At 63.3% G+C, this 25490-nt stretch carries 23 protein-coding genes; 18 read left to right on the top strand and 5 right to left on the bottom strand.

Translation table 11 applies throughout. The features are described 5' to 3' along the window. Positions 1–337: 337 nt before the first annotated feature. The 3 genes from ABD687_RS04585 to ABD687_RS04575 all read left to right on the top strand — a co-directional run bounded on the left by ABD687_RS04585 (position 338) and on the right by ABD687_RS04575 (position 1697). Positions 338–952: a cysteine hydrolase family protein gene (locus tag ABD687_RS04585; protein ID WP_310293176.1), complete on the top strand. Its 615-nt coding sequence runs from the start codon at positions 338–340 to the stop codon at positions 950–952. Between the two features lie 39 nt (positions 953–991). Continuing rightward, positions 992–1255, top strand: a complete 264-nt coding sequence (locus tag ABD687_RS04580; protein ID WP_264269398.1) for a hypothetical protein — start codon at positions 992–994, stop codon at positions 1253–1255. Between the two features lie 79 nt (positions 1256–1334). Next, a complete protein-coding gene (locus tag ABD687_RS04575) occupies positions 1335–1697 on the top strand; it encodes a hypothetical protein (RefSeq protein WP_310293178.1) in 363 nt (120 codons plus the stop codon). A gap of 45 nt (positions 1698–1742) precedes the next feature. On the opposite strand, the gene ABD687_RS04570 is transcribed toward ABD687_RS04575, so the two are convergent. Then, on the bottom strand, positions 1743–2210 hold the full coding sequence (locus ABD687_RS04570; RefSeq protein ID WP_264269400.1) for a hypothetical protein: 468 nt from the start codon (positions 2208–2210) through the stop codon (positions 1743–1745). A 117-nt stretch (positions 2211–2327) separates the two neighbouring features. Here ABD687_RS04570 and ilvD point away from each other — a divergent pair, with 117 nt between their 5' ends. The 5 genes from ilvD (at position 2328) to ABD687_RS04545 (ending at position 9924) form a co-directional block, all read left to right on the top strand. Next, positions 2328–4031, top strand: coding sequence for a dihydroxy-acid dehydratase (gene ilvD / locus ABD687_RS04565; protein ID WP_264269401.1), 1704 nt, complete (start codon positions 2328–2330; stop codon positions 4029–4031). Positions 4032–4314: 283 nt separating this feature from the next. Beyond that, positions 4315–6192, top strand: coding sequence for an acetolactate synthase large subunit (locus tag ABD687_RS04560; RefSeq protein ID WP_310293179.1), 1878 nt, complete (start codon positions 4315–4317; stop codon positions 6190–6192). A 6-nt stretch (positions 6193–6198) separates the two neighbouring features. After that, positions 6199–6717, top strand: a complete 519-nt coding sequence (gene ilvN / locus ABD687_RS04555; protein ID WP_264269403.1) for an acetolactate synthase small subunit — start codon at positions 6199–6201, stop codon at positions 6715–6717. 40 nt (positions 6718–6757) lie between these two features. After that, entirely contained in the window at positions 6758–7780 is a 1023-nt protein-coding gene (gene ilvC / locus ABD687_RS04550; protein WP_310293180.1) for a ketol-acid reductoisomerase, read from the top strand. Between the two features lie 314 nt (positions 7781–8094). Further along, positions 8095–9924: a thiamine pyrophosphate-requiring protein gene (locus ABD687_RS04545; RefSeq protein ID WP_310293181.1), complete on the top strand. Its 1830-nt coding sequence runs from the start codon at positions 8095–8097 to the stop codon at positions 9922–9924. Between the two features lie 129 nt (positions 9925–10053). Here the strand turns inward: ABD687_RS04545 and ABD687_RS04540 are convergent, their stop codons facing one another. Then, positions 10054–10353 carry a hypothetical protein gene (locus tag ABD687_RS04540; protein ID WP_302265847.1) on the bottom strand — a complete coding sequence of 100 codons (300 nt, stop codon included), beginning with the start codon at positions 10351–10353 and terminating at the stop codon, positions 10054–10056. Between the two features lie 342 nt (positions 10354–10695). Between ABD687_RS04540 and ABD687_RS04535 the strand changes: the two genes are divergently transcribed. Next, on the top strand, positions 10696–11412 hold the full coding sequence (locus ABD687_RS04535; RefSeq protein WP_310293185.1) for a GAF and ANTAR domain-containing protein: 717 nt from the start codon (positions 10696–10698) through the stop codon (positions 11410–11412). A 46-nt stretch (positions 11413–11458) separates the two neighbouring features. Here ABD687_RS04535 and ABD687_RS04530 read toward each other — a convergent pair whose 3' ends face one another. Both ABD687_RS04530 and ABD687_RS04525 read right to left on the bottom strand, forming a co-directional pair. Then, positions 11459–12883 (bottom strand): phytoene desaturase family protein, encoded by a 1425-nt coding sequence (locus ABD687_RS04530; protein WP_310293187.1) that lies wholly within the window; start codon positions 12881–12883, stop codon positions 11459–11461. 23 nt (positions 12884–12906) lie between these two features. Next, the gene (locus ABD687_RS04525; protein WP_310293189.1) at positions 12907–13410 is read right to left on the bottom strand and encodes a hypothetical protein; all 504 of its coding nucleotides are present in this window, start codon (positions 13408–13410) and stop codon (positions 12907–12909) included. 403 nt (positions 13411–13813) lie between these two features. On the opposite strand from ABD687_RS04525, the gene ABD687_RS04520 reads away from it, so the two are divergent. The 7 genes from ABD687_RS04520 to ABD687_RS04490 all read left to right on the top strand — a co-directional run bounded on the left by ABD687_RS04520 (position 13814) and on the right by ABD687_RS04490 (position 23014). Continuing rightward, complete coding sequence (locus tag ABD687_RS04520) at positions 13814–15970, top strand: amylo-alpha-1,6-glucosidase (RefSeq protein WP_310293190.1); 2157 nt, start codon at positions 13814–13816, stop codon at positions 15968–15970. Between the two features lie 20 nt (positions 15971–15990). After that, positions 15991–17034, top strand: coding sequence for a glycosyltransferase family 4 protein (locus ABD687_RS04515; protein WP_310293192.1), 1044 nt, complete (start codon positions 15991–15993; stop codon positions 17032–17034). Positions 17035–17122: 88 nt separating this feature from the next. Beyond that, on the top strand, positions 17123–17971 hold the full coding sequence (locus tag ABD687_RS04510; RefSeq protein ID WP_310293548.1) for an HAD-IIB family hydrolase: 849 nt from the start codon (positions 17123–17125) through the stop codon (positions 17969–17971). Positions 17972–18217: 246 nt separating this feature from the next. Further along, a complete protein-coding gene (locus ABD687_RS04505) occupies positions 18218–18715 on the top strand; it encodes a universal stress protein (RefSeq protein ID WP_302265857.1) in 498 nt (165 codons plus the stop codon). Positions 18716–18869: 154 nt separating this feature from the next. Then, entirely contained in the window at positions 18870–19973 is a 1104-nt protein-coding gene (locus tag ABD687_RS04500) for a GTP-binding protein (RefSeq protein ID WP_310293194.1), read from the top strand. 53 nt (positions 19974–20026) lie between these two features. Then, positions 20027–20149 carry a type B 50S ribosomal protein L36 gene (gene ykgO, locus ABD687_RS04495; protein ID WP_217391085.1) on the top strand — a complete coding sequence of 41 codons (123 nt, stop codon included), beginning with the start codon at positions 20027–20029 and terminating at the stop codon, positions 20147–20149. Between the two features lie 306 nt (positions 20150–20455). Further along, entirely contained in the window at positions 20456–23014 is a 2559-nt protein-coding gene (locus ABD687_RS04490) for an SH3 domain-containing protein (protein WP_310293196.1), read from the top strand. 42 nt (positions 23015–23056) lie between these two features. On the opposite strand, the gene ABD687_RS04485 is transcribed toward ABD687_RS04490, so the two are convergent. After that, the gene (locus tag ABD687_RS04485) at positions 23057–23293 is read right to left on the bottom strand and encodes a hypothetical protein (protein ID WP_310293198.1); all 237 of its coding nucleotides are present in this window, start codon (positions 23291–23293) and stop codon (positions 23057–23059) included. Positions 23294–23504: 211 nt separating this feature from the next. Between ABD687_RS04485 and ABD687_RS04480 the strand changes: the two genes are divergently transcribed. Both ABD687_RS04480 and ABD687_RS20685 read left to right on the top strand, forming a co-directional pair. Next, positions 23505–25067: an ABC-F family ATP-binding cassette domain-containing protein gene (locus ABD687_RS04480; RefSeq protein WP_310293200.1), complete on the top strand. Its 1563-nt coding sequence runs from the start codon at positions 23505–23507 to the stop codon at positions 25065–25067. Beyond that, positions 24952–25455, top strand: coding sequence for an acyl-CoA reductase (locus ABD687_RS20685; protein WP_377700413.1), 504 nt, complete (start codon positions 24952–24954; stop codon positions 25453–25455). Before ABD687_RS04480 ends, ABD687_RS20685 begins: the two co-directional genes overlap by 116 nt. The last annotated feature ends 35 nt before the right edge of the window (positions 25456–25490 follow it).

Raw genomic sequence — 25490 nt, 5'->3', positions numbered from 1 at the left:
CGGGCACCAGCGTGGATCCAGTCATGCTTCTTTCTTCCGAAGCACCGCTCCCCAAGCAATTCCAAGACCGGCTGGATGCCGTTTGCATAATCCACGCGCAACGACATTTCTTCGGTAATTGTCTAATTGCTCCGAAAATTACCCCAAGCAATTCCTCGTCTGTCCTGTGTTTTGCGCGGACTAGCCGTCCCGCGAGACTCGGTGGTGGTTGGGTAACGGGTAGGCGGCACGCTCGCCAAAGCTGCCCAACCTGTCGGAAACGTTGCGCGCACCAAATGCCCGGCCTACGGTAGACGCAAGGTCCAAAACCCCGGAACCACCGAGGATGGGAGTGCCAGTGCAAGAATTTCCGCCGCTTTCCGAGCGAACAGCCCTGCTCATCGTCGACATGCAGAACGCCTTCTTCGAAGACCCGATGCTGGCCCGGCACCGCGAGTCCTTGGTGCGAAATTGCAACGAACTCTCACGGCTCGCGCGTTCGACGGGGATGCCCATCTTCAATATCAGGACCGAACATGCGCGGGACAAAACCACCTGGACACTGAGCATGCTCGATGACGACCAGGGTTTTTTGTTTGAGGGCAGTGAACAGGCGCAAAACCTGAAGGGACTCGATGTCGAGGATTCCCAGGAGATCCTCAAGCGACGAGACAGCGCCTTTTGGCGGACCGACCTGAGTGAGCAACTGGGACGGCGTGGAGTGGAGTACGTCATTGTGACTGGCGTCTCGTCCCATACATGTATTGCTTCGACCGCGGCGGATGCCTATGCCGACGATCTTCGCGTCTGGTTGGTTTCCGATGCCATTGCCTCATCCGATCCCGATTTCGAAAAATCCACCTTGGGGCTGCTTCAAGCCGAGTACCGCCAACACATCATCACCACCGAATCCCTACTTGCTGCCCACGAGGGGCATCTGGCCAAGCAAGTCCAGGGGCATGGCACCAAGTAGTCGAATCATTGGAAGCACTGAACAGGAACGGAGCATGACATGAGCACCCAGCCGGGACAACCCAGCAAGAAGTCCTTCTTCCAAAGGAGGGGAGCCCCACTCATGGTCACCGGTGTCCTCTTGGTGATTGTCTTTGGATTGTTCATCATCGCGGGCAAGCAACCTGGCGAGGGCCTTAACACCCCCATGTGGATTGGCGTCCTCATTGGCCTGGGGATGGCCGGATACGGCCTATACCGGGCGTTGAAGGGACCCGGCATGCTCGACAACCCCAGGGGCGGGACAACCAACGAACCCATGTAACCCGGCCTCGCGGGCCCGCGGCAGGCCCCGTGGCCTTTCGTATCAGGAATCAGCCATTACCCAGCACGAGGAGTTCACCATGTCTTTGAATACCCCCGAACGCGAACCGGGCCGCGATGAAGAAGCAGAAGGAAACCCCATGGACGGCCGGGACGGACAGCCGGTGCAGGAAGGCTCCTCCGACGATCCGCGAACCCTCGACACCATGGACCCGCTGCGCGATGAACATCGCGCAGCGGACGCCTTGGTCGGCAACGAGGCGCGTGCCCAAGATGCGCTTCCGTTGAATGAGGAGGACCGGGCGGCGGCGCAGGAAGACCTGGAAACTCCTGCTGGTGCACGGGTTGAGGAACCCACCGATGCCGCAGGACAGGAAGCCGGAGGTCTTGACGCCCTTGGCCGGCCCCTGCCGCCGGATGCCCCGGAGGGGGAACAGTTCTAACGAGGCGATTAACGGGTCCCTTGAGTTCCGGGCCGCGGGCCAGACCTACGGAGTGATCGCGGGATCGAGACTGTCCATGAACGCATTCATGAATTCGGCGAATTCTTGCGCGTCGTCGTCCTGGGCGAGGATGCCGGAAGTCGGCTGTCGCGTGCCTTCGTGCCCGACCGCGGGGATATTCAGGGACAGCCGGGCCGGGACATTGAAGCGGTAGACGCGTCCGGTGCTGGTGCCGACCTCGTAGCCGCCGTCGAGGACCAATGCCACGTGGGAGACGTTGGTGTTGTTGACCGATATCGCGCGCTCAGTAGGCTGCAGGTTTTCGGGATTCAGCGGGCAAAGAATGAGTTCGGCCGGCTCGCGGCGGAAGCCGATCACCTTCAGCCCCGCGGATCCGGAGCTGCCCACGGCAGCCACCAGGTTGTAGCTGCCGAAGTTGGGGATCTGGGTGTCGAAAGCCTCGTGCAAGAGCTGCTTGAGGACGTCGTCGGATCCAACATTGAGTGTCTCCATGTCTTCCACCCTATCCAATGGAGGTTTCGAACACATGTCCCGTTTACGCACGGCGAATTATGTCGGTGCACCGTCACGGGTTCGGCCTCGGTGCCTCTCAGCCATACAATCAAGGGCATGAGCCAGGACACTGCCCCAGATATCAAGCCTCGCAGCCGCGTCGTGACCGACGGCATCCATGCAGCACCGGCCCGTGGCATGTTCCGCGCCGTCGGCATGGGGGATGACGATTTCGCCAAGCCGCAGATCGGCGTCGCGAGCTCGTGGAACGAAATCACGCCCTGCAACCTTTCGCTGAACCGCTTGGCCGCCGGCGCCAAGGAGGGCGTCCACGCCGGTGGCGGATTCCCGATGCAGTTCGGCACCATCTCCGTGTCCGACGGCATTTCCATGGGCCACGAGGGCATGCACTTCTCGCTGGTTTCCCGCGAGGTCATCGCCGACTCCGTCGAGGTTGTCATGCAGGCCGAGCGCATCGACGGCTCGGTGCTGTTGGCCGGTTGCGACAAGTCCCTCCCCGGCATGCTCATGGCAGCTGCCCGCCTGGACCTGGCCTCGGTGTTCCTCTATGCCGGATCGATCATGCCCGGCTGGGTCAAGCTGGAAGACGGATCCGAAAAGGAAGTCACACTGATTGACGCCTTCGAAGCCGTGGGTGCCTGCGCCGCCGGCAAGATGAGCCTCGAGGACCTCACCCGCATCGAAAAGGCGATCTGCCCCGGCGAAGGTGCCTGTGGCGGCATGTACACCGCCAACACCATGGCCTGCATCGGCGAAGCCCTGGGCATGAGCCTTCCGGGCTCCGCCGCCCCGCCCTCGGCTGACCGCCGCCGCGATGCTTTCGCCCGCGCCTCCGGCGAGGCCGTGGTGAACCTGCTGCGCAAGGGCATCACCGCCCGCGACATCATGACCAAGAAGGCCTTCGAGAACGCGATCGCCGTGACCATGGCCTTCGGCGGTTCCACCAACGCAGTGCTGCACCTGCTGGCCATCGCCCGCGAGGCCGAGGTGGACTTGACCCTGGCTGACTTCAACCGCATCGGCGACAAGATCCCGCACCTGGGAGACCTGAAGCCCTTCGGCCGCTACGTCATGACCGACGTGGACAAGATCGGTGGCGTGCCGGTGATCATGAAGGCCCTGCTGGACGCCGGCCTGCTGCACGGGGACTGCCTCACCGTCACCGGCAAGACCGTTGCCGAGAACCTCGAGGCGATCAACCCGCCGGATGTCGACGGCAAGATCCTGCGCGCGCTGGACAACCCGATCCACAAGACCGGTGGCATCACCGTGCTGCACGGCACCATGGCACCCGAGGGGGCCGTCGTGAAGTCAGCTGGCTTCGACGCCGACGTCTTCGAGGGCACCGCACGGGTCTTCGACCGCGAGCAGGGCGCCCTGGCTGCGCTTGATGCCGGCGAGATCCACGCCGGCGACGTCGTGGTCATCCGCTACGAAGGCCCCAAGGGCGGCCCCGGCATGCGCGAGATGCTTGCCATCACCGGAGCCATCAAGGGCGCCGGCCTGGGCAAGGACGTCCTGCTGCTCACCGACGGCCGCTTCTCCGGCGGCACCACCGGCCTGTGCATCGGCCACGTGGCACCCGAGGCCGTTGACGGCGGCCCGATCGCGTTCGTCAAGGACGGCGACAAGATCCGCGTCGACATCGCCGCCCGCTCCTTCGACCTGTTGGTCGAGCCGACGGAGCTCGAGGAGCGCAAGGTCGGCTGGGAGCCGCTTCCGGCCAAGTTCACCACCGGTGTACTGGCCAAGTACGCCAAGTTGGTCAAGTCCGCTTCGACCGGGGCATACTGTGGCTAGGACATAGCCTGAACCGAAGGGCGGACGCCACCAAAGCGTCCACCCTTCGGACAACAGTCTCAAATAGTGAGATTGTGGGCGTGGGCGTTTGACTCTGGCTTTGGCGGCGACCAAACTGGACACATGCATATCCGCACCGAAGTACTACTAGTTATCAAGCGCTGAGCTTGGGCCCCTCCGAAACATGGAGGGCTTCGGTGACGCGCAAACCCCATTCGCCGCAAGGTGCCTTTGGGGTTTTTTTATGTGCAGGGTTAGAAGAGATAGAGAAGGATATATCCCCATGAGTAACGGAACCACCGCCAGCCCCTCGCTGCCGGCCAAACCCGCCAACCGTAGCAAGGATGCCGCTGTCTCTTCCGTCGTGGAAGCATCGAGCCTGGTACAGGGCCCGAACAACATCATTGCTCCCACCGAGATGCTTGGCTCACAAGCCATTGTTCGCTCACTGGAAGAATTGGGCGTCAAGGACGTCTTTGGGTTGCCGGGCGGGGCCATCATGCCCACCTACGACTCGCTCATGGACTCGACCAAGATAAACCACATCCTGGTCCGCCACGAACAGGGCTCGGGCCACGCGGCCCAGGGCTACGCCATGGTCACCGGCGAAGTCGGGGTGTGCATCGCCACCTCCGGCCCCGGGGCCACCAACCTGGTCACCGCCATTGCCGACGCGCACATGGACTCGGTCCCCATGGTTGCCATCACCGGGCAGGTGCACAGCGCCTTCATCGGCTCCGACGCCTTCCAGGAAGCCGACATCGTGGGCATCACCATGCCCATCACCAAGCACTCCTTCCTGGTCACCAAGGCCGAGGACATCCCGCGGATCCTGGCCTCCGCCTTCCACATCGCCGCCACGGGCCGTCCCGGCCCCGTGCTGGTGGACATCACCAAGGACGCCCAGCAGTCCAAGGCGATGTTCTCCTGGCCGCCGAAGATCGACCTGCCCGGCTACAAGACCGTGGTGCGCGGGCACAACAAGCAGGTCCGCGAGGCGGCCAAGCTCATTGCCGCCTCCTCCCGCCCGGTGTTCTACGTCGGCGGCGGCGTGATCAAGGGACACGCCTCGGCGGAGCTCAAGGAATTTGCCGAGCTGGTCGGCGCCCCGGTGGTCACCACCCTGCAGGCCCGCGGAGCCTTCCCGGATTCCCACGAGCTGCATGTGGGCATGCCCGGCATGCACGGCTCGGTCTCCGCCGTCACCGCGCTGCAGCAGTCGGACCTCTTGATCACCCTGGGCGCCCGCTTCGATGACCGCGTCACCGGGGTGCTGCACACCTTTGCCCCCAATGCCAAGGTCATCCACGCTGACATCGACCCGGCGGAAATCTCCAAGAACCGCACCGCCGACATCCCGATCGTCGGTTCGGTCAAGGAAATCATCCCGGAGCTCACCGAGGCCTGCCGCACGCTCTTCGCCGATGCCGGCGCCCCGGACCTGTCGACCTGGTGGAACACCATCGGCCGGCTGCGCGAGACCTACCCGATCGGCTTCACCGAAACCAACGACGGTCTCTCGGCGCCGCAGAACGTGATCCAGCGCATCGGCGAACTGACCGGCCCGGAGGCCGTGTACGTCGCGGGCGTGGGACAGCACCAGATGTGGGCGGCGCAGTTCATCAAGTACGAGCGCCCGCATGCCTGGCTGAACTCGGGGGGTCTGGGCACCATGGGCTACTCCGTTCCGGCGGCCATGGGCGCGAAGGTCGGCAACCCCGACCGCGTGGTCTGGGCCATTGACGGCGACGGCTGCTTCCAGATGACCAACCAGGAACTTGCGACCTGCGTCATCAACAACATCCCGATCAAGGTCGCGATCATCAACAACTCGTCGCTGGGCATGGTCCGCCAGTGGCAGACCCTGTTCTACGATTCCCGCTACTCCAACACCGACCTGAACACCGGCCACGGCACCGCGCGAGTCCCGGACTTCGTCAAGCTCGCCGACGCCTATGGTTGCGTGGGGCTGCGTTGCGAACGCGACGAGGACATCGACGCGACCATCAAGCAGGCATTGGAAATCAATGACCGCCCGGTGATCATCGACTTCGTGGTCTCCCGCGATTCCATGGTCTGGCCCATGGTGCCCTCCGGCGTGAGCAACGACCAGATCCAGATTGCTCGCGGCATGACGCCCGAGTGGGAAGAAGAGGACTAGAAACCCATGGCACGTCACACTCTTTCCGTGCTCGTCGAGGACGTACCGGGCGTATTGACCCGCGTGGCAAGTCTTTTTGCCCGCCGCGCGTTCAACATCCACTCGCTGGCAGTGGGCCCCACGGAGATCAAGGGAATTTCCCGGATCACCGTGGTCGTCGACGCCGAAGGCGACCTGCTCGAGCAGGTCACCAAGCAACTCAACAAACTCATCAACGTCATCAAGATCGTTGAGCTGATGCCCGAGGCTTCGGTGCAGCGTGACCATATCCTGGTCAAGGTGCGAGCCGATGCGGCCACCCGACTGCAGGTTACCCAGGCCGCAGACCTCTTCCGTGCCTCCGTGGTGGACGTGTCCACCGATTCACTCATCATTGAGGCCACCGGCAACGCCGAAAAGATCAACGCACTGCTCGCTGTGCTTGAACCGTTCGGCATCCGCGAGATCGTCCAGGCGGGCACCCTTGCCGTCGGACGCGGCTCCAAATCGATGTCGGACCGCGCCCTGCGTTCCGTCTCTGCCTAAAACGCAATAATCTTCACACTGATACCAAGGAGAAACCACAGTGACTGAAATGTTCTACGACGATGATGCAGACCTTTCGATCATCCAGGGACGCACCGTCGCCATCATCGGCTATGGTTCCCAGGGCCACGCCCACGCACTGAACCTCCGCGACTCCGGCGTTGACGTCCGCGTCGGCCTGAAGGCCGGCTCCAAGTCGATCGCCAAGGCCGAGGCCGAGGGCCTGCGCGTGGTCTCCGTTGCCGAGGCAGCAGCCGAAGCCGACGTCATCATGATCCTCACCCCGGACCAGGTCCAGCGCTTCGTCTACGCCGAGGAAATCGCACCGAACCTGCAGGCAGGCAACGCCCTGTTCTTCGGCCACGGCTTCAACATCCGCTACGGCTACATCGCCCCGCCGGCTGACGTCGACGTTGCCCTGGTTGCCCCGAAGGCACCGGGACACACCGTGCGCCGCGAGTTCGAAGCCGGCCGTGGCATCCCGGACCTGATCGCCGTCGAGCAGGACTTCACCGGCGGCGCCAAGGAACTGGCACTGTCCTACGCCAAGGCCATCGGCGGCACCCGCGCCGGCGTCATCGAGACCACCTTCACCGAAGAGACCGAGACCGACCTCTTCGGCGAGCAGGCTGTCCTCTGCGGTGGCGCATCGCAGCTGGTCCAGTACGGCTTCGAGACCCTGACCGAAGCCGGCTACAAGCCGGAAATCGCCTACTTCGAGGTCCTGCACGAGCTCAAGCTCATCGTTGACCTGATGTGGGAAGGTGGCATTGCCAAGCAGCGCTGGAGCGTTTCCGACACCGCCGAGTACGGCGACTACGTTTCGGGCCCGCGCGTGATCACCCCGGAGGTCAAGGAGAACATGAAGGCCGTTCTCGCCGACATCCAGAACGGTGCCTTCGCCAAGCGCTTCATCGAAGACCAGGAAGCCGGAGCGCCGGAGTTCCTGGCACTGCGCGCCAAGGGCGAGGCCCACCCGATCGAGGCCACCGGCCGCGAACTGCGTAACCTCTTCTCCTGGAAGACCACCGATGACTACACCGAAGGTTCCGTCGCCCGCTAAGGCACGCTGAATCACTTGGTGACCGCGGCCTCGAGCCGCTGGTTGTCGACATGACGATGCCCGTCCCGACGTTTGTCGGGGCGGGCATTGTCGTTGATGGAAGGCTGCTTCACGAAGGAGGATTCCCTACGAGGGCACGGCCGGTACCGGACCATGATGCTGCTCTTTCCTCCTGTGTGCCTGCCGAATCGTTGTGGCGCCTGCAACGTCCATGGTAGGCAGGAGATGGCACGGATTGTTGAAGGAACGATCCTGCCTGCGCCACCTGGGAAGCCGGCGTCCAGGAGCGAATCGACACGCAAGGAGGAATGCCCATGGCTGAACGACTGGTGGCAGATGAGATGGTTGACAGGCTCAATGCCTGGGGCGTCAGGCGAATCTTTGGCTACAGCGGGGACGGGATCAATACCTTCCTGGGGGCGCTGCGCCGTCATGACAACGCTCCCGAATTTGTCCAGGCACGCCACGAGGAAAATGCCGCATTCATGGCCGTGGCACATTCCAAATACGGGGTGGGCCAGTATGGTGCCGATTTCGACGGAGGGCCGGGCATCGGGGTCATGGTTTCCACCCAGGGACCCGGCGCAGTCCACTTGCTCAACGGACTCTACGACGCAAAGCTCGATGGCATTCCGGTGGTTGCCATCGTCGGACAGCAGGACCTCAAGGCGCTGGGATCCGGGTATCAACAGGAAATCGACCTCCCCGCGCTTTTCAAGGACGTGGCCGGGTATTGCGAACAAATTTCCACGCCTGAGCAGGTTTCCGGTGTATTGGACCGCGCCTTCCGCACGGCCCTGGCCACATCCACACCGTGTGTGGTGATCATTCCCCACAATGTGCAGCAACAGCCCGCGTCGCAGCCATCGGGTGACCATGCCGAGATTGCCACGGCACCGGTGTGGGAGTCCCCGCAGGTGCTGCCGCGGGATGCCGAGTTGGACGCGGCTGCAGACCTGCTTCGATCCGGCAAGCGCATCGTGATGTTAGTGGGCCAAGGGGCCCGCAATGCCCGTACCGAGGTGGCCGGAATGGCCGAACGGCTCGGTGCCGCGGTTGTTACGAGCCTGCTGGGCAAACCATATGTCGATGAAACGCTGCCGAACGCCGCCGGTGTCATGGGTCACCTTGGCACTTCCGCCAGCGCTGCACTGCTGGGGCGCTGCGATTCGCTGCTGATCGTGGGATCAAACGATCCCTGGACCGAGTTCTACCCGGCCCCGGGAAACGCCCGTGCAGTGCAGATCGACATTTCCGCCCAACGGCCCGGCAATCGCTACCCCGTCGAGGTGGCGCTCGTGGGGGATGCGGCGCAAACGCTGCAGGCCCTAGCCGGGCGCCTTGCCCCTGACCAAGGTGAACGGGAACCCTGGCGCACCGAAGTCCGCGAACGGGTGTCTGCCTGGCGGGACCTGTCGCGGCAGCGTGCCCTGACAGCGGCAGATCCGGTCAACCCCGAACGGGTTTTCAGCGAGCTCTCCGCGGTCTTTCCCGACGACGCGCAGGTGGCTCTTGACGTGGGCAGTTGCGTATATTGGTATGCCCGACAGCTGGTGCTGCCACCGACGGTTCCAGCGCACCTCTGCAGCACATTGGCTTCGATGGGTTGCGGGGTTCCGTATGGGCTTGCAGCAAAGCTGTTGAATCCGGAGCGGCCAGTGGTGGTGCTGGCCGGTGACGGCGGCATGCAGATGAGCGGAGTGGCGGAACTCATCACCGTGGCCGCGCGCTGGAAGGACTGGACGGATCCCCGGTTTGTGGTGTGCGTCCTGAACAACGGCGATCTTGCGGAAGTGACGTGGGAACAACGGGAAACAGAAGGGGATCCGCGCTACGGTGCCACACAGCATCTGCCACATTTTCCCTTCGCAGGCTACTCGGAACTTCTGGGCATGCGGGGGATCGAGGTCAAGGATCCTGGGGATCTTGGCGGGGCCTGGAGCCAGGCGTTGTCGGCCGACCGCCCGGTGGTCATCGATGTCCACACCGATGCCTCGGTGCCGTTGCTGCCGCCCTTCCCGCAAGGTGCCAAGAAGTTGCCCACCATGCGGGCGGCATTGGGCCAGGAAGGGAAAGCCGGGCAGAGGGCACTGCGACTGCTCGACGAATACGCTTCGCAAGAAGAGGCACTCTTCGGATCGTGATGTCACATTGTCGGACGAGTCCCGGGACGAATGGCAGGGAACCGGCGGGAGTTGTGCCCGAATCCTCCTAGGTTCCCGCCCCGCCCATGGCTGGCACCGATCCAGTGCGGACGTGTAGCCGCCGCGGCCCTATTCCTTTGCGTGGTGCAGCGGCACGCGCCGGTAATTTTGCTCCGTTGAGTCCTCGTTGCGCCACGATATTTCCAGAAAGGGTGGGGCGGTTGCCCAACCGACGTCGTCCTTGACCCGGTTGAGGCCAATGAATTCCCCGTCCGGCAATTGCTCGGCCGAGAAGCTCCAGTCCGCTTCCCCCTCCACCGTGACTTTTCCCGTGGTGCGGAGATCAACGTCAAACACCGGGCTACCGGTTCGGTTGGTCACGTGCGCGGTCAGCGAATCAATCCAATCCAGTTCCAGGTTCCGTGTCATGGATTAAGCGTAGACCGATTCGGCAGTGCGGTCTTGGTTTTTGCAACGCGCAGGACCAACGAATTTTGGGGCTCGCCCGGGCCCGGGAAAGCAACCTGGAATGACCAATGTCCGTTCTCCGCTTGCCACGGGTGGGCACCGGTGTCTGCAATGACGTGCCTCGGCCGAGGAAGCTATTGTTTGTGGGGGAAATGGAAGTAGTCTTTAGATTGATGGTGACGGGAAAACAGATCGTTATTCCCGCTCTGATTTAGACGATCGTCAGTTTGGTACCGTGCTTTTCTGAATCTGCGGTAGCCTCAACCTGGATCGGTGGGGGGACACCGCTAGAAAGGTTGAACGATGATTGCCGTAAACGAATACATGCGAGATCTCCTTCTTGAAACCCATGATCTCGAATCATTTCTCAATGCGCTGACACATGTCAGTGCCCAGGCCTTGTCCGAGTCCGGAGAGCCGGTCCATTGCGGCATTACCCTGCGGCGGCACAAGCGGGCGGGCACGGTGGCCAGCAACAGCGCCTTGGCCCAGGAACTCGACGAGATCCAGTACAGCTTTGGCGAAGGACCGTGCCTCTCTGCGTGCAAGGAGCAACGGACCATTCTGATCAACGACATTGAACGAGACGGCCGCTGGCCCGCGTACTTCGAGGCCATCTCCTCCGCAGGGGTCCGATCCATGCTGGCCGTTCCGTTCAGCCTGGATTCCGAGGACACCGCTGCGATCAATATCTACTCGATGAGTAAGAACGCCTTTGATCAACAGGACGTGACACAGGTGGAAGGTTACGCCGAGCAGGCCTCGGCACTGTTGAACCTGGCCGTTCGGTTGGCCAGGCACCGCGACAACGAAGAAAACCTCAGGCTCGCCATGGAATCCCGAACCACCATTGACCTGGCGGTGGGCATCATCATGGGCCAGAACAAGTGCAGCCAGGAACGGGCGGTCGAGATCCTGAAGTCGGCTTCCAGCTCCAGGAACATCAAACTGCGCCATGTTGCGGAGGCGGTCATCGCCTCCACCACCAACCAGCCGATCGGCACCCATTTTGATGCGTAGGCCGCCGGGACGGTAAGTGTTCCACGGCCACGGCCAGGGGGATGCGTCAGCCGATGCCCAGATCCCGCAGCACGGCATCGGCCGCATGCCAGCCGGCCATGCCGTGCACGCCACCGCCCGGGGGAGTCGAGGACGAACAGATGTAGAGCCCGGGTGCCCCTGTATGGTAGGGCCGCAACGTGGGCGCCGGACGCAGCACTTGCTGGGTTCCCCGCAACGAGCCGCCGCCGATGTCCCCGCCCACCAGGTTCGGGTTCCAGTCCTCCAGAGCACGCGGCGGAGTCTCGACCCGTCCGATGACCCGGTCCCCGAAACCCGGGGCAAAACGCTCGATTTGGCGGTCAACCAGCGGCCCGACGTCGGCGTCGCAGCCATTTGGCACGTGGGCGTAACTCCAGATGACTTGTTGCCCCGCCGGCGCCCGGGATTCGTCCGCCGCGGAAGGCTGGGCCAGCATGACAAAGGGCCTCGCGGGAACCTTGCCCCTGCCCACATCCCGCTCGGCCTGAATCACATCGGCCAGGGAACCGCCCACGTGCACTGTCCCGGCGTGCGATGTGCGTTCGTCCCGCCAGGGGACTGGCCCGTCCAGCAGGTAGTCGACCTTGAAGGCCCCCGGCCCGTACTTCCAGCGTCGCAGGTGGGAGGCGTAGCGTCCACCGATCCCGGTCCCTGCCAGTTCCAGGACCTGCCGCGGTGTCAAGTCCAGCAACACTGCATCGCTGGCAGGCAGCTCGCGCAGGTCGCCCACCGGGCTGTTGGTGTGGATGACCACGTTGTCCAGGGCCAGCTGCTGCACCAGCGCGTGGATGATCGCGTTGGTTCCGCCCCGTGCCACCGGCCAACCCAACGACTGGCCCAGCCCGCCGAAGAGCACTGCGAAGCCTGAGGTGAACACGTGGTTGAGTGGAAGCATCGAGTGGGCCGCCGAACCCGCAAACAGGGCCCGTGCGGCCTCGGTTCGGAAGGCCAGGCGCGCCAGGCCATCGGCGGGCCACAGTGCCCGCGCCCCGAAGCCGGCCATGAGCAATGGATGCGGCGGGATGCGCAACAGCGGTCCGGTGGCGTTTTCCAGGGATTCGAGCGGGTGGCCTGCCACCGCGCGGTGCAGCGTCCGCCATGCGGCCGCGTCAACGCCAAGCTCTGCCGCAGTCGTCTCGAGGTCGGGATGCAGCACGGCGCTGCGTCCGTTATCCAGCGGGTGGGCCATCGGATAGCGGTGGCGTAGCCAGCGCAGCCCGTGCCTCTCCAGGCCAAGATGCAAGAAGGCGGGGCTTCCCACGCCGAAGGGGTGGGCGGCAGCACCCAGGTCGACAGTGGTGCCCGGACCCAGCGTGTCGGCCGAACGCGCGGCCCCGCCGACCTTTCCCGCTTGCTCGTAAACGGTCACCTGAACCCCGTGTTCGGCCAACCGGGCGGCCGCGGCAAGGCCATTGGGACCGGCGCCGACGACGATCGCGGTTCGTGTCATGGTGGTGGCTTCCTTTCTGGTGGCTATCCTGCGAAGAAGCGTTCCTCCCAGGTGGCCTCGATGATCCCGCGCACCTGGTTGATCTGGTCGGTGGCGCGGGCCTGCAGGTCGCGCAGCAATGCGGCGTCGAAGCGGGGATCCTTGGTGGCCACCAGGAGCAGGGTTTCCCACATGGCAAGCTTGGCGCTCAACATCCCGGTCAGCACGTCCAATTCGACCTGTGCCAGGCCGGCCTGCCGCCGACGCAGCAGGTTCACCGGGTTGACCCGACCCACCAGGCGCACCACATGGGTGAAGGTGATCTTCAGCGGGTGCCCCTCATAGCCCAGCCGGTCGATGAGGCTCCGCAGGTCCTCCCGATCCGCCATGACCTGTCGGCAGAGGGAGAGCAACGCCGCCTCGTGCGCGGTTCCCTTCCAGGTGTCGGCAGCCGCGCGAAAGGCATTGACGCCTCCCTCGGATCCCAGGAAGTGCTCGTTGAGGTAGTTGGACAAGGTCTGGTGGCTGACGCCCCGGAAATCATTCATGATTGCTCCTCGGATTCGACATGGGTGGGACTTGTCCCGGCGAGCCGGGCACCGGAGGGAATGCTGGCCGCGCACTCGTGACGGCAACCTTTCTCCACACTACGGCCAAGGCACGGAGCGCGGAAGGAAATTGCGGCCTCGCCGCGCCGAATCCCGACGTCAGCCCGCACACCTCCGTGGAGGAGGGGATCGAAACTGTTCCTCCGGCAGGGGCACCGGCCTATGCTGGGGAGTGTGGTCAAGCAGTGGGCCGCAAGATGCACTATTGCCGGAAATTGATCATGCCAGATCCACGCCACAGCACTACATTGGGCCCAGCGTCGGGTGCCCCGCGCCGTGCAGCCCTCTTCGCGCCGTCATATCCCACGCCTGTGCCATGCACCGAATCCGGCGGCGCGCCATCATGGTGAGCGCCTGGACCTCAGGGGTTGGCGCCCAGCTGGCGGGACCGGGGGCGGTCACCATCCTGCACGGAACGACGTTCGCCCTGGCGGCCGCCAACGGCGACATGGACGGAACCCGCCCGCATGGGTTCTTCTTCCGCGACACCCGCTTCATCTCCGGCTGGCGGCTGCGGATCAACGGCAAGGACATGGAGCCCCTGGTGGGGACCGCCATCGAACCCTACAAGGCCATGTTCGTCGGCCGGGTGGCCGGAAGCAGCCTGGAGAATGAAAGCCACGTGCTGGTGGAACGCCACCGAAGCCTCAACGGCGGCCTGAAAGAACGAATCGTGATCCACAACTATTCGAAGGCCGAGTTTGCCGCCACGATCTTTCTGGAAGTGGCAGCCGACTTCGCGGACCTCTTTGACGTCAAGGCGGGGATCCGCCGCTCCACGAACGGATCGTTGTCGCATACCGGCCACGGAGGTCTTGAATTCACCGGCACCGTTGGCGGGCACCGGCTGGCCGTTGGCATCCGGGACGAACATGCCATGCCTTCCGCCGGCGGCCTCGAGTACGACATGGTGTTGGCGCCCCAGGGCGAGTGGTCGACGGAGGTGGTCGTGGACCCGTCCATCGACGGCCAAGGCCCCGGGGACGATGCCCCCATGGGCCAGGCAGCGGGCGCCGTCGATCTCCCGGCCATGCGCCAACAGGCGTGGAAGGAACGCGTTCCCACGGCGGAAATACAGGACCGCGGGGTGGGCGAAGCCCTGCAGACCGGCCGCGGGGACCTTGGATCGCTGCGCATCTTCGACCCCGAAGACGAGGAGCGGGTGGTGGTTGCCGCGGGGGCCCCATGGTTCATGGCGCTTTTCGGGCGGGATTCGCTGCTGGCCTCGTTCCTGTCGCTGAGCGTCGACCCCTCCCTGGCGCTGGGAACCATACAAACCCTCGCCGAACGCCAGGGCAGGGAAACCAATCCACCCACCGAGGAAGAACCGGGCAAGATCCTCCACGAGGTGCGCATGGGGTCCTCGCCGTCAAAGGAGCTCGGCGGCACCGGGGCCTACTTCGGCTCCGTCGACTCCACGCCGTTGTTTGTCACGATGGCCGGGGAAATGACCAGGTGGGGCGTGGGCGGGCAAACCCTGGAGCGCTTGATGCCGTCGATGGACAAGGCCCTGGGTTGGATCGAACGCACCACCGCGAAGGATCCCCACGGCTTCCTGACCTACCAGCGCTCGACGCCCACGGGCCTTGCCAACCAGGGGTGGAAGGATTCCTGGGACGGCGTCACCTTCGCCGACGGCAGCATTGCCGAGGCGCCCCTGGCCCTGTGCGAGGTGCAGGGCTACGTGTACACCGCCTACCTCGCGCGGGCCTTGATTGCCCAGCAATCCAACGACACGACATTGATGCTGAAGTATGCGGCCAAGGCCCAACGCCTCAAGGAAGCCTTCAACGAAAAATTCTGGCTTTCCGACCGCGGCTACCTTGCCCTGGCCATTGACGGCGACCAGCGACAGGTGGACTCATGCGCATCGAACATGGGCCACAGCCTGTGGAGCGGGATCGTTGACAGTGCCTTGGCCCCGCAGGTGGCCAAGGCACTGATGACCCGGGACATGTTCACCGGCTGGGGCGTGCGGACGCTCTCGAGCAAGATGAAGGCGTACAACCCGGCCAGCTACCACAATGGTTCGGTGTGGCCCCACGACAACGCACTGATAGCCGGTGGCCTGATGCGCTATGGCTTTGTCGAGGAATCCCAGCGCATCGCCACGGCCCTGATGCAAGCGGCCGGATTCCTCAACGGCAGGCTGCCGGAACTCTTCTGCGGACTGGACCGCGGCAGCCATCCGGTCCCCGTGCCCTACCCAACCTCCTGCTCGCCGCAGGCCTGGGCGGCTGCGGCACCCATGCACCTGCTGCGGATCATGCTGCGTTTCGACCCGGTCCTGACCGAGGGGAAGCTCTTCATCGACCCGGTGCTGCCGGCCGAATGGGGCGAGGTGCACCTGCGAAACATCTCCGTGGGCAAGGACAAGATCAACATCACCGCCAACGGCACGCGGTTCCGCATCGAGGGGGCGCCGGCAGGGTTGGAAGTGGTGCACGGTCTGCGCGGTCCGCTGGCCGACATGCTCGATGTCACGGCGGCCCGCCCATGAAACCGGGACGGAGGCCATAGGTGCGTATCGGGATCATTGCCTCTCCGTGGCTCACCGTGCCGCCGGAGGGCTACGGCGGCACCGAAACCGTCATCGATGTGCTGGCCCGCGGGCTGGCGGCACTGGGCCACGAGGTGCTGCTGGCAGCCGCCTCGGGCAGCGCCAGCCCGGTGGCCCTGGCAGCGGGCAGCTTTCCGCCGGATCCCCGGCACCTGGGCCGTACCCAGGATGAGCTGCGGCATGTCATCAACGCCTATCGACGGCTGGACGGGATGGAGATCATCCACGACAACACGCTCGCCGGTCCGCTGTTGATGCGCGCGTCCGGGGCGATCCCCGTGGTGTCCACCGCCCACAATCCCATGGACGCCCTCACCTTGCCGATCTATCGCGCGATCGCCGGGCACGCCTCGCTGCTGGCCATCTCCAGGCACCAGGCCACCAGCGCGCGGGGGGTGGACATCTGCCGGGTGATCCACCACGGCATCGATGCGGACAGCATTCCCCTTGGCACCGGCAGCGGCGGCTATGCCTGCTTCCTGGGCCGGATGCACCCGAACAAGGGCGTGCTCACGGCCATTGAGGTGGCCAGGAGGTCCGGGGTGCCGTTGCGGATCGCGGCGAAGATGGCCAGCACCGGGGAACACGAATATTTCACCCAGGTGATCCGCCCGAAGTTGGGAGGGGACATCGAATACGTTGGGGAATTGCGGGCCGGGGAAAAGTTCCGGCTGCTCGGGGAATCCCTGGCCCTGTTGAACCCCCTCCAGTGGGCCGAGCCCTTTGGCATGGTCATGATCGAGGCCATGGCCACAGGCACCCCGGTGCTGTGCACTTCCCGCGGCTCCGCCCCGGAGATCGTTGACGACGGAGTCACCGGATTCATCAGGGACACACCCCGGGCACTCGCAGCGGCACTGCCCGAATGCGCCCACCTGAAGCGGGAGGACTGTCGCGCCTCGACGGAAACAATATTCAGTGCAAGGCGGATGGCGCTCGAGCACGTGGACTTCTATGAGAGGTGCCTGGCCCGGGAGCCCGATCCCTGTCCCGTGCCGGTCTAGCGGAAACGGCCGGGCGACGTGGGGGACCGGCGTCATCCCGGTGGCCCGGATGCGACAGCGTCATCGCGCGCCGGTAGACTCCGTGACTATGCACGCCGAACCGCACGCGCCCACCAAGACCATCCATGCCGTCTTCCTTGACGTCGACGGCACCTATGCGGATTACGGGGTGGTTCCCCAGTCCCATGCCCGGGCCGTCCGGGCTGCCCGGACAGCCGGTCACAAGGTCTTGCTGTGTACCGGCCGGCCGGTTGCCATGCTCCCCGAGCACATCCTCGAAGCCGGATTCGACGGACTGGTGGCCAGTGCCGGCGCCTACGTCGAGGTGGACGGCGAGGTGCTCATGGACCGGCGGTTCCCCGCAGAAATGGCGGCCCGGACCCTTGCCGCCCTCGATGTGCACGATGCCATCTATGTCCTTGAATCCCCGGAGGCACTCCACGTCCGTGCATCTGCCGAACCACGCCTGAGGGAAATCATCGAATCGCACTTCAGCCAGCGCCCCGATGGCCGGAAGACCGGTTCCTCGGCCATCCTGGGTTCCCTGACCACCATCCCGGCAGATCCCTCCTTCGCAAAGATTTCCGTGTTCGAGGCCCCGGTTTCGGTGGGCAGCATTGCCGCGGAGATCGGGGCGGACGTGGCAGTGGTCGAAAACTCCATCGCCGACGAGGGCCGCCATACCGGGGAGCTGTTCCGGCGCGGGATTTCCAAGGCCGACGGCGTCGCCGTGGCGATTGAACGCCTGGGTATTGACAGGGCTGACACCATCGCCTTCGGCGACGGGGAAAACGATTTGGAAATGATCGCCTACGCGGGGCTCGGCGTGGCCATCGAGGGATCGCATCCCGGGCTGCTGGTCCTGGCCGACCGCACTGCGCTCCCGCCCAGCCGCGACGGGATCGCCGCCGCCTTCGCCGAGCTGGGACTGATCTGATCCCGAGCCCGCCGCCAAAACCAAAGGAACGCCCGACCTGTAGGTCGGGCGTTTTCTGTTGTTAGGAGGATGTTCCGGTTCGCGCTGCCGGAGCGGGCGTCGCGGAAATTCTTGCGCAGAAGGCGAGAGTCTGTTGGGTGCGGTCGGACATGGAAGACGGCAGATGCCGGTATTCCCCTTCCGCTGATATGAGCGGAAAATGACGAGTAGAGCGCGCTGGCATAGCACGCAATCCGGGAGGTCATGATGAACAAGGAAGCCCCACATGTCGGGGGAATGGGCCCGATCGTCGTGGGCGTCTTGCCCAAACAGCCCAGGCGCGTGGTGCTCGAGGCGCGGACACTTGGCGAGGCACTCGGCGCACCCCTGGTCTTCGCCTATGTGGAGATCAACAGCTACCTGGTCGAGTGGGAACTCAAGGAGGAGATCCGCGGCAATTCCCTGCATCCGCGAGAGATCGACGACGACATGACCGAGGATGCCCGCGACGTCCTGCGGATCCTGGACAGTGCCATGGCGGGGACCAAGATCGAATGGTCATTGCGGGTCATGGCGGGGGATCCCGGCAAGGCACTGGCCCGGCTGGGCAATGAACTGCACGCGCGGATGATCGTGGTGGGCACCCGGCACAAGGGTGTCGGGGCCCGGGTGTCGGAACTGCTCAACGGGACTACCGCACACCACGTTATTGCGCACCAGCAGCTGCCCGTGGTTGTGGTCCCCGTCCATCACGAAGCCTCCTGACGGCGCTGGTTGTCGGCAGCGATGCCATGCACTTTTAGGTGATCCGGGTGGATTCCCCTGGCCGAGGGCCAATGCATAATCGTCTGTGAGCGCGATGGTGGGGGAGAAGCGAACGATTTGCTAATGAGAATCATTCTTAGCTATTGTGTTGGTCGTGACTCTCATACTTGTAACATCGCTCGAATCCCACATCCGCGACAAGGCACTCGACTCCTTGGTGGCGTCGATGCCCAACGCGATGGTGGTTCGCCACGATTTGCTGGAAGGCGAACGCGTGCTGCGTCGCGTGTCCAGGGGAACGGCAAGCCTGGAACGCTATGAAATCCCCTTGGAACACGGCTGCCTGACCTGCACGGTGAGGCTTGACGTCTTGCCCACGGTGACCCGTATCCTCGATTCCCTGCCCGAGGACGTGATCGTCGGATTGCCGCCCAGCGTCAACGCGGACATGGTCCTGGAATACCTTCAACCGCAGCTGGCATTGCGCGGGAAAGTACTTGACTCGATCTGTCTTGCACTGGACCCGGCCGCGCTCGAGGACCAGATGTGGGACTCTCGCACGCTCTGGCAGGCCGGTCTGAGCAGCGTGGAGGAAGACGACAGGACCGCAGGGGAATTCCTCGTCAAGGAGATCGCCTGGGCGGACACGTCCCTGATGCTTGAGGGCCTCTTTGCCCACCTATTTGAATCGGAGGCGCCAGGTTGCCAATCCGGGGGAGGACTCTTCCTGCGCGGGACGCAGCTGCTCACTGAGATGGGACCGCACCTGGCGGTAACCCATCCGGACGAGGATCTGGTTCTCGCGACCTATGAGCCGGACTCTGCGCGCCGACGCGCATCGCCTGGCGCCATCATTCTCCGTGATGCCGCCGAGACCAGCGACGGCGTGGAAGACACGGCGCAGGGCCGGGAATTCACCACGGTGCAACTTCATGCGGAGCGCCCGTTGCATCCGGGACGGCTCAAGGACGCGTTGCACCGGATGGCTGAAGGCTGCGTGTGGTTGCGAGGCACCTTCTGGATCGGGAGCGCGCCGGAAACCAAAATGGTGCTCGGCGGTGCCGGTCCATTCGTCTGGCTGGAGAGCCAAGGCAAGTGGGGTGCCGAGACGGCTCGCACCCACATTGCACTGACCAGCGACAGCAACGATGCATCGGAGCTCGCGGAGATCCTGGGCTCCTGCGAATTGTCAGATGCCGAAATCCTCAGGTCGCCCCATACGTTCGAGGACGCATTGCGCCTCACTGACTTGAGCTGAAATTCGCGTCCGACGACGACTATTTTTACTGCAATAACTACCGAAGGAAAATGATGAAAGTACGCAACTCCATCCGAGCACTCAAGAAGATTCCGGGCGCCCAGGTTGTCCGGCGCCGCGGGAAGGTCTTCGTGATTAACAAGAAGAATCCGCGCATGAAGGCCCGTCAGGGTTAAGGCCGCCATTCGGGGGCGCGATGGCCGTTTGTGGCTGGACCACGTGCGGTCATCACGCCCGTGCGGCCGTGCGGCCGTGCGCGAAGGTGCTTCTTGAAGCGGATCCGACCGTGAAAGGTGCCTCTATCGGCGCCGGTTCGGGACGGGACCTTCGCTGGCCCAGTCAATGGCGAGAATCCACCCGTGACCACCTTCAGTGAACATCACGCGAACTCATATCAGAAAGCGCCGCAAATCCACTGGTCCGCGTGGTGATTGTGGGTAATATTGTGCATTGTTCGTCATTCGCTTGGCCAGGAGCCCGCATTGCAAAGTAAATACCTTGGAGTAGTGCTGGCCCTTGCCGTGGCACTGATCGGCGGGCCGACTACCGTGGCCACCGCCCAGCCTTTGGCACCGACGGCCGCGGTGAGCATAAGCACTGCCAAGGTGAAGGCGGTCAAGCAAACCACCGCGAACCTGAACCTTCGCAAGAACGCGACCGTGAAGTCGGCTTCATTGGTGCTCATTCCCAAGAACACGAAGCTCACCATCCTCAGGGTCAGCGGCACCTGGCACCAAGTTACCTTCAAGTCGAAAACCGGTTGGGTTTCCGGCGACTATCTGACATCCGTTTCAGTGGCGAAGTCCAAGGTCTACAACTACACGAAGGTGTTCACCGCGGTGAAGGCCAAGGCGTCGGGTTCCTCGGCGAGTGTTCTTTCGCTGCACCGCCAGACGAAGGTGGAGGTGCTGGGCAGGAGCGGTTCCTGGACGCGGATTATTTTCTCGGGGAAGGCGGGATTTGTGCCGGCGAGCAGCCTGGGCACGTCCAATCCCTCGAACGTCTATCGCTGGGTGAAGGGCAAGCAGCCCGTTTATCAAGCCGCCAGGACCTCGGGCAAGAGGATCGGCACGCTTTCGAACAACACGAGGATCCAGTGGCTGCGGACCTCGGGCTCGTGGCAGCAGGTGCGTACCGGTGCGGGCATTGGCTGGATCCAGTCCAGCAAGCTGTCCACTGCCGCGATCAAGCCTCCGGCCAAGGTCTACAACTACACGAAGGTATTCACCACGGTGAAGGCCAAGGCGTCGGGTTCCTCGGCGAGTGTTCTTTCGCTGCACCGCCAGACTCAGGTGGAGGTGCTGGGCAGGAGCGGTTCCTGGACCAGGGTCCTTGCCGCGGGGAAGGCGGGATTTGTGCCGGCGAGCAGCCTGGGCACGTCCAATCCCTCGAACGTCTATCGCTGGGTGAAGGGCAAGCAGCCCGTTTATCAAGCCGCCAGGACCTCGGGCAAGAGGATCGGCACGCTTTCGAACAACACGAGGATCCAGTGGCTGCGGACCTCGGGCTCGTGGCAGCAGGTGCGTACCGGTGCGGGCATTGGCTGGATCCAGTCCAGCAAGCTGTCCACTGCCGCGATCAAGCCTCCGGCCAAGGTCTACAACTACACGAAGGTATTCACCACGGTGAAGGCCAAGGCGTCGAGTTCCTCGGCGAGTGTTCTTTCGCTGCACCGCCAGACTCAGGTGGAGGTGCTGGGCAGGAGCGGTTCCTGGACCAGGGTCCTTGCCGCGGGGAAGGCGGGATTTGTGCCGGCGAGCAGCCTGGGCACGTCCAATCCCTCGAACGTCTATCGCTGGGTGAAGGGCAAGCAGCCCGTTTATCAAGCCGCCAAGTCCTCGGGCAAGAGGATCGGCACGCTTTCGAACAACACGAGGATCCAGTGGCTGCGGACCTCGGGTTCGTGGCAGCAGGTGCGTACCGGTGCGGGCATTGGCTGGATCCAGTCCAGCAAGCTGTCCACCACCGCGATCAAGGTTATCCCTCCAACGACGACAGTCACTTTTAGTACCCCGCGCTGGACCACTGCGAATCTCAACCTTCGCTCTGGTGCAGGAACCGGCTATGGTTCCGTGGCTGTGGTTCCCAAGGGTGAACGGGTCCTCCTTGGCCGTTCCTCGGGTGGCTGGGCCAATGTCAAGACCAGCAAGGGCACGGGCTGGATAAGCGCTGGCTATCTTTCGACCGTGGCGCCAAAGCCTCCGGTAGTGAAGCCGAATCCACCGAAGCCCGATCTAGTCACCTTCAGCGCCCCGCGCTGGACCACTGCGAATCTGAATCTCCGCTCGGGTGCAGGAACCCGCTATGGTTCCGTGGCTGTGGTTCCCAAGGGCGAGCGGGTCCTCCTTGGCCGTTCCTCGGGTGGCTGGGCCAATGTCAAGACCAGCAAGGGCACGGGGTGGGTGAGCGTAATTTATCTGTCCACCGTGGCGCCACCGCCTCCGGTAACCACCCAGTACCGTTGGGCAGCCGGCAACGTTAACCTGCGCGCCGGCAATTCGACGGTGTACCCGATTATGGGCTTGGTTCCCGCCGGGGAACGTGTCACCTACCTGCAGTCCAAGAGTGGATGGGCACGCGTGGTGACTAGCCGAGGCACCGGATGGATGAGCGAGGATTACCTTTCCACGAAAGCAGTGGCAACGCTCCAGCCGGATACCATTGCCGTCAATGCAGCAGTGAAGCAAAGGTATGCGGGCTACGTTTCAGCCTATGGCGGTGTCCGCGCGGGTTCCGTCGGCCACAGCAGCGGCGTGGCCACGGACCTCATGATCAAGGACTACAAGAGCGCCCAAGGTATCAGGAACGGCGATGAGATTGCCCGGTTCCTCATTGCAAACCGCGATTCGCTCGGCATCTATTACTTGATTTGGAAAGACAAGATCTGGTTGGGCCCGGCAAAGGGGTGGGAAGAGTACTCCAAATCCGGCAAGTACGGCAATCAGTTCGTCAACAACTGGAACGATACGACGCGACATCTGGACCACATCCATGCGGAGACGTATGGAAATTCCGGGACCGGGGCACCGCTGGTGAAATAGTGCCCGCACGATGGTCCCAAGGATGGGCGTGCATCCCGGATGTCATCCAGCGCGGGTATTTAGTTCTCGCAGGATGGCCGCCTGAATCAGCCGGTCGCGGATCTTTGGCTCGAGAGGCCGTCCGGCCATCGACATGCCATGGGCGATTTTTTCAACCTTGCGCTCTGCGCGTGCGAGGATGCCGTCGATCTCATTCTCGGGCAACGACTCGATGTATTCCCAGATCAGTTGTTCGTGGGCAGAGCTGTCACGTGAACCGGTGAATTCGTTTCCAGCCACGGCTCGCCTCCTCACCCCCAGTCTGGCATTGGAAGGTGAAAGGCACCACCGGGCCCCGCCTTGTAGAATTGATAGTGGTGTTTCGCGGTATTGGCTCGTGTCCATGTCACCGAGCAAACCTCCATATGGGGAAATATGCCCGTCGTTCCACCCCCGATTCTCTTGATAGGACCACACCACCATGAGCTTGATCCGGCTAAACGATGTCAGCGTGCGATTTGAAAACAACCAGATCCTGCGCGAGGCATTCTTCAAGCTCGAAGCGGGGGACAGGGTCGGGCTTATCGGCAGGAACGGTTCGGGCAAGTCCACCTTGCTGAAACTGATCCTTGACCAAGTGGAGCCGGACGCCGGCACCGTGGCGGTGGAACATGGAACAAAGATCGGCTACTTCTCCCAGTTCTCGGAGCTCAACGGGGCGTCCACCATCTCCGAGGTGCTTGACGAACTCTTTGCCGAGGTCAAGGCGATTGAAGCGGAACTCGCCGAGATCGACGTGGCCATTGCTGCCGACCCCAAGGCCGATGAAATGGATCGGTTGATTCACCGCCAGTCCGAACTGTTTGAATCCATGGATCGAATGGATGGATGGGACTACCCCCGCTCCATCGACACCGTGCTCACCAAGTTGGGCTTCGACGAGGCCCATCGGGTTTGCCCCATCGATTCCTTGTCCGGCGGTTGGCGGAACCGTGCTGCACTGGCAAAGATCCTGCTCGAGGACCCGGATGTGCTGCTGTTGGATGAACCAACCAACTTCCTCGATGTTGCGGGTGTTGAATGGCTGGAGAACTGGTTCAAGTCCTTCAAGGGCGCGGCAATCATCGTTTCGCACGACAGGAAGTTCCTGGACTCGGTGGTTACCAGGATCATCGAGGTCGAGAATTTCCACCTCCACGAATACCCGGGAAACTTCGCCGAGTACGTGGTGGCCAAGCAGTTCAAGCTCAAGTCCCTTGAGTCCCAGTTCGTTCACGAGTCGGAGCTCCTCGCCTTTGAAGCCGAAGGCATCTCCGACCGCCGGGAAGCAGCCAAGGCTGCAAGCAAGGGCCTGGAGAACAAGCTTTCCAAAATCAAGAAGTCACGCGCCCCGCGGCCCGTGGACAAGATCATCACCGAAATCTACGGTGGCCTGCACATCAAGGACACCCTTTGTCGAGTTGAGGGCTTGTCGAAGTCCTATGGGGAGAAGACCCTTTTCACTGACCTCAGCTTCGAGGTCCGCCGTGGCAACCGCATGGTGATCCTCGGTGCCAACGGCAGTGGCAAGTCCACACTGCTCCGTGTGCTGACCGAACAGGAAAAGCAGGATTCGGGATACGTCACCTGGACCAAGGGCGCCGCGGTCGTTTCCTACAACGAGATCCTTGACGAATTGGATCCAAACGACACCGTCACTCACGCGGTCAATGCCATGCCGAATTCCCTGGCGTTCAGTGCGACAAAAAAGTCGGTGAACCGGTTCCTGGCCATGTTCCAGTTCTCCGAGGCCGACTTGAAGAACCGCATCGGAAATCTGTCCGGCGGCCAACGTGCCCGTGTGGCCATGGCAATGTGTCTGCTCTCTGGAGCCTCGGTGCTGATTCTGGATGAGCCCACGAACCACCTGGACATGTCCAGCACCCAAGTGATGGAACGAGCGCTGCTGCATTTCCCGGGTGCCGTGGTGGTGGTCAGCCACGACCGATTCTTCACCGAGAAGATCGCCAACCGCTATCTCGTGTTCGGAACGGAGCACGCGAAGTCGGGCGAAGTCGCGGTGCGCGGCGCCTGAGCGCTCTTTGGCCCTCGTTCGGGGTTGCGTCAAGTCCCGGACGTCCCAAAGGACAGCGACACGTAGCCAGCTACGTGTCGTTGTCCGTAGATCTTGGTTGGGCCGCTGGACATCACCGCTCCAGTGGGCAACCCGAAACCCGTGGTCCTTCACCCTTGGCCGTATCCTCCGGAATCACTCCTTCGACGCGATCAACGAGGTGCTGCGCCTGGTGGAACCGTTGCGCCGTGAACTGCAGACGGTGGGCGTTGCCTGTTGGCCCCAATCGCTTGAAGCGTGGCCCCCGGGGCATGGCGCGTGCGGACTCTACCGCGCCAGCGTCGTGGGCAGGATGCCTGAGCCTGCCGCCGGGTGGCACCACGATGGTGTCGCCAACCCGCCGGCCTAATTCGGTGGGCGGATTTCAAAACGATGGGCGGATCC

This window comes from Paeniglutamicibacter sulfureus (genome assembly GCF_039535115.1).
Classification (GTDB): Bacteria; Actinomycetota; Actinomycetes; order Actinomycetales; family Micrococcaceae; genus Paeniglutamicibacter; species Paeniglutamicibacter sulfureus.
This window is presented reverse-complemented; position numbering and strand designations above follow the sequence as displayed.

Coding starts and splice junctions, on each gene's coding strand:
- ABD687_RS04580 (WP_264269398.1), top strand. CDS start 992: ATGAGCACCCAGCCGGGACAACCCAGCAAGAAGTCCTTCTTCCAAAGG.
- ABD687_RS04575 (WP_310293178.1), top strand. CDS start 1,335: ATGTCTTTGAATACCCCCGAACGCGAACCGGGCCGCGATGAAGAAGCA.
- ABD687_RS04570 (WP_264269400.1), bottom strand. CDS start 2,210: ATGGAGACACTCAATGTTGGATCCGACGACGTCCTCAAGCAGCTCTTG.
- ilvD (WP_264269401.1), top strand. CDS start 2,328: ATGAGCCAGGACACTGCCCCAGATATCAAGCCTCGCAGCCGCGTCGTG.
- ABD687_RS04560 (WP_310293179.1), top strand. CDS start 4,315: ATGAGTAACGGAACCACCGCCAGCCCCTCGCTGCCGGCCAAACCCGCC.
- ilvN (WP_264269403.1), top strand. CDS start 6,199: ATGGCACGTCACACTCTTTCCGTGCTCGTCGAGGACGTACCGGGCGTA.
- ABD687_RS04545 (WP_310293181.1), top strand. CDS start 8,095: ATGGCTGAACGACTGGTGGCAGATGAGATGGTTGACAGGCTCAATGCC.
- ABD687_RS04540 (WP_302265847.1), bottom strand. CDS start 10,353: ATGACACGGAACCTGGAACTGGATTGGATTGATTCGCTGACCGCGCAC.
- ABD687_RS04535 (WP_310293185.1), top strand. CDS start 10,696: ATGATTGCCGTAAACGAATACATGCGAGATCTCCTTCTTGAAACCCAT.
- ABD687_RS04530 (WP_310293187.1), bottom strand. CDS start 12,883: ATGACACGAACCGCGATCGTCGTCGGCGCCGGTCCCAATGGCCTTGCC.
- ABD687_RS04525 (WP_310293189.1), bottom strand. CDS start 13,410: ATGAATGATTTCCGGGGCGTCAGCCACCAGACCTTGTCCAACTACCTC.
- ABD687_RS04520 (WP_310293190.1), top strand. CDS start 13,814: ATGGTGAGCGCCTGGACCTCAGGGGTTGGCGCCCAGCTGGCGGGACCG.
- ABD687_RS04510 (WP_310293548.1), top strand. CDS start 17,123: ATGCACGCCGAACCGCACGCGCCCACCAAGACCATCCATGCCGTCTTC.
- ABD687_RS04505 (WP_302265857.1), top strand. CDS start 18,218: ATGAACAAGGAAGCCCCACATGTCGGGGGAATGGGCCCGATCGTCGTG.
- ykgO (WP_217391085.1), top strand. CDS start 20,027: ATGAAAGTACGCAACTCCATCCGAGCACTCAAGAAGATTCCGGGCGCC.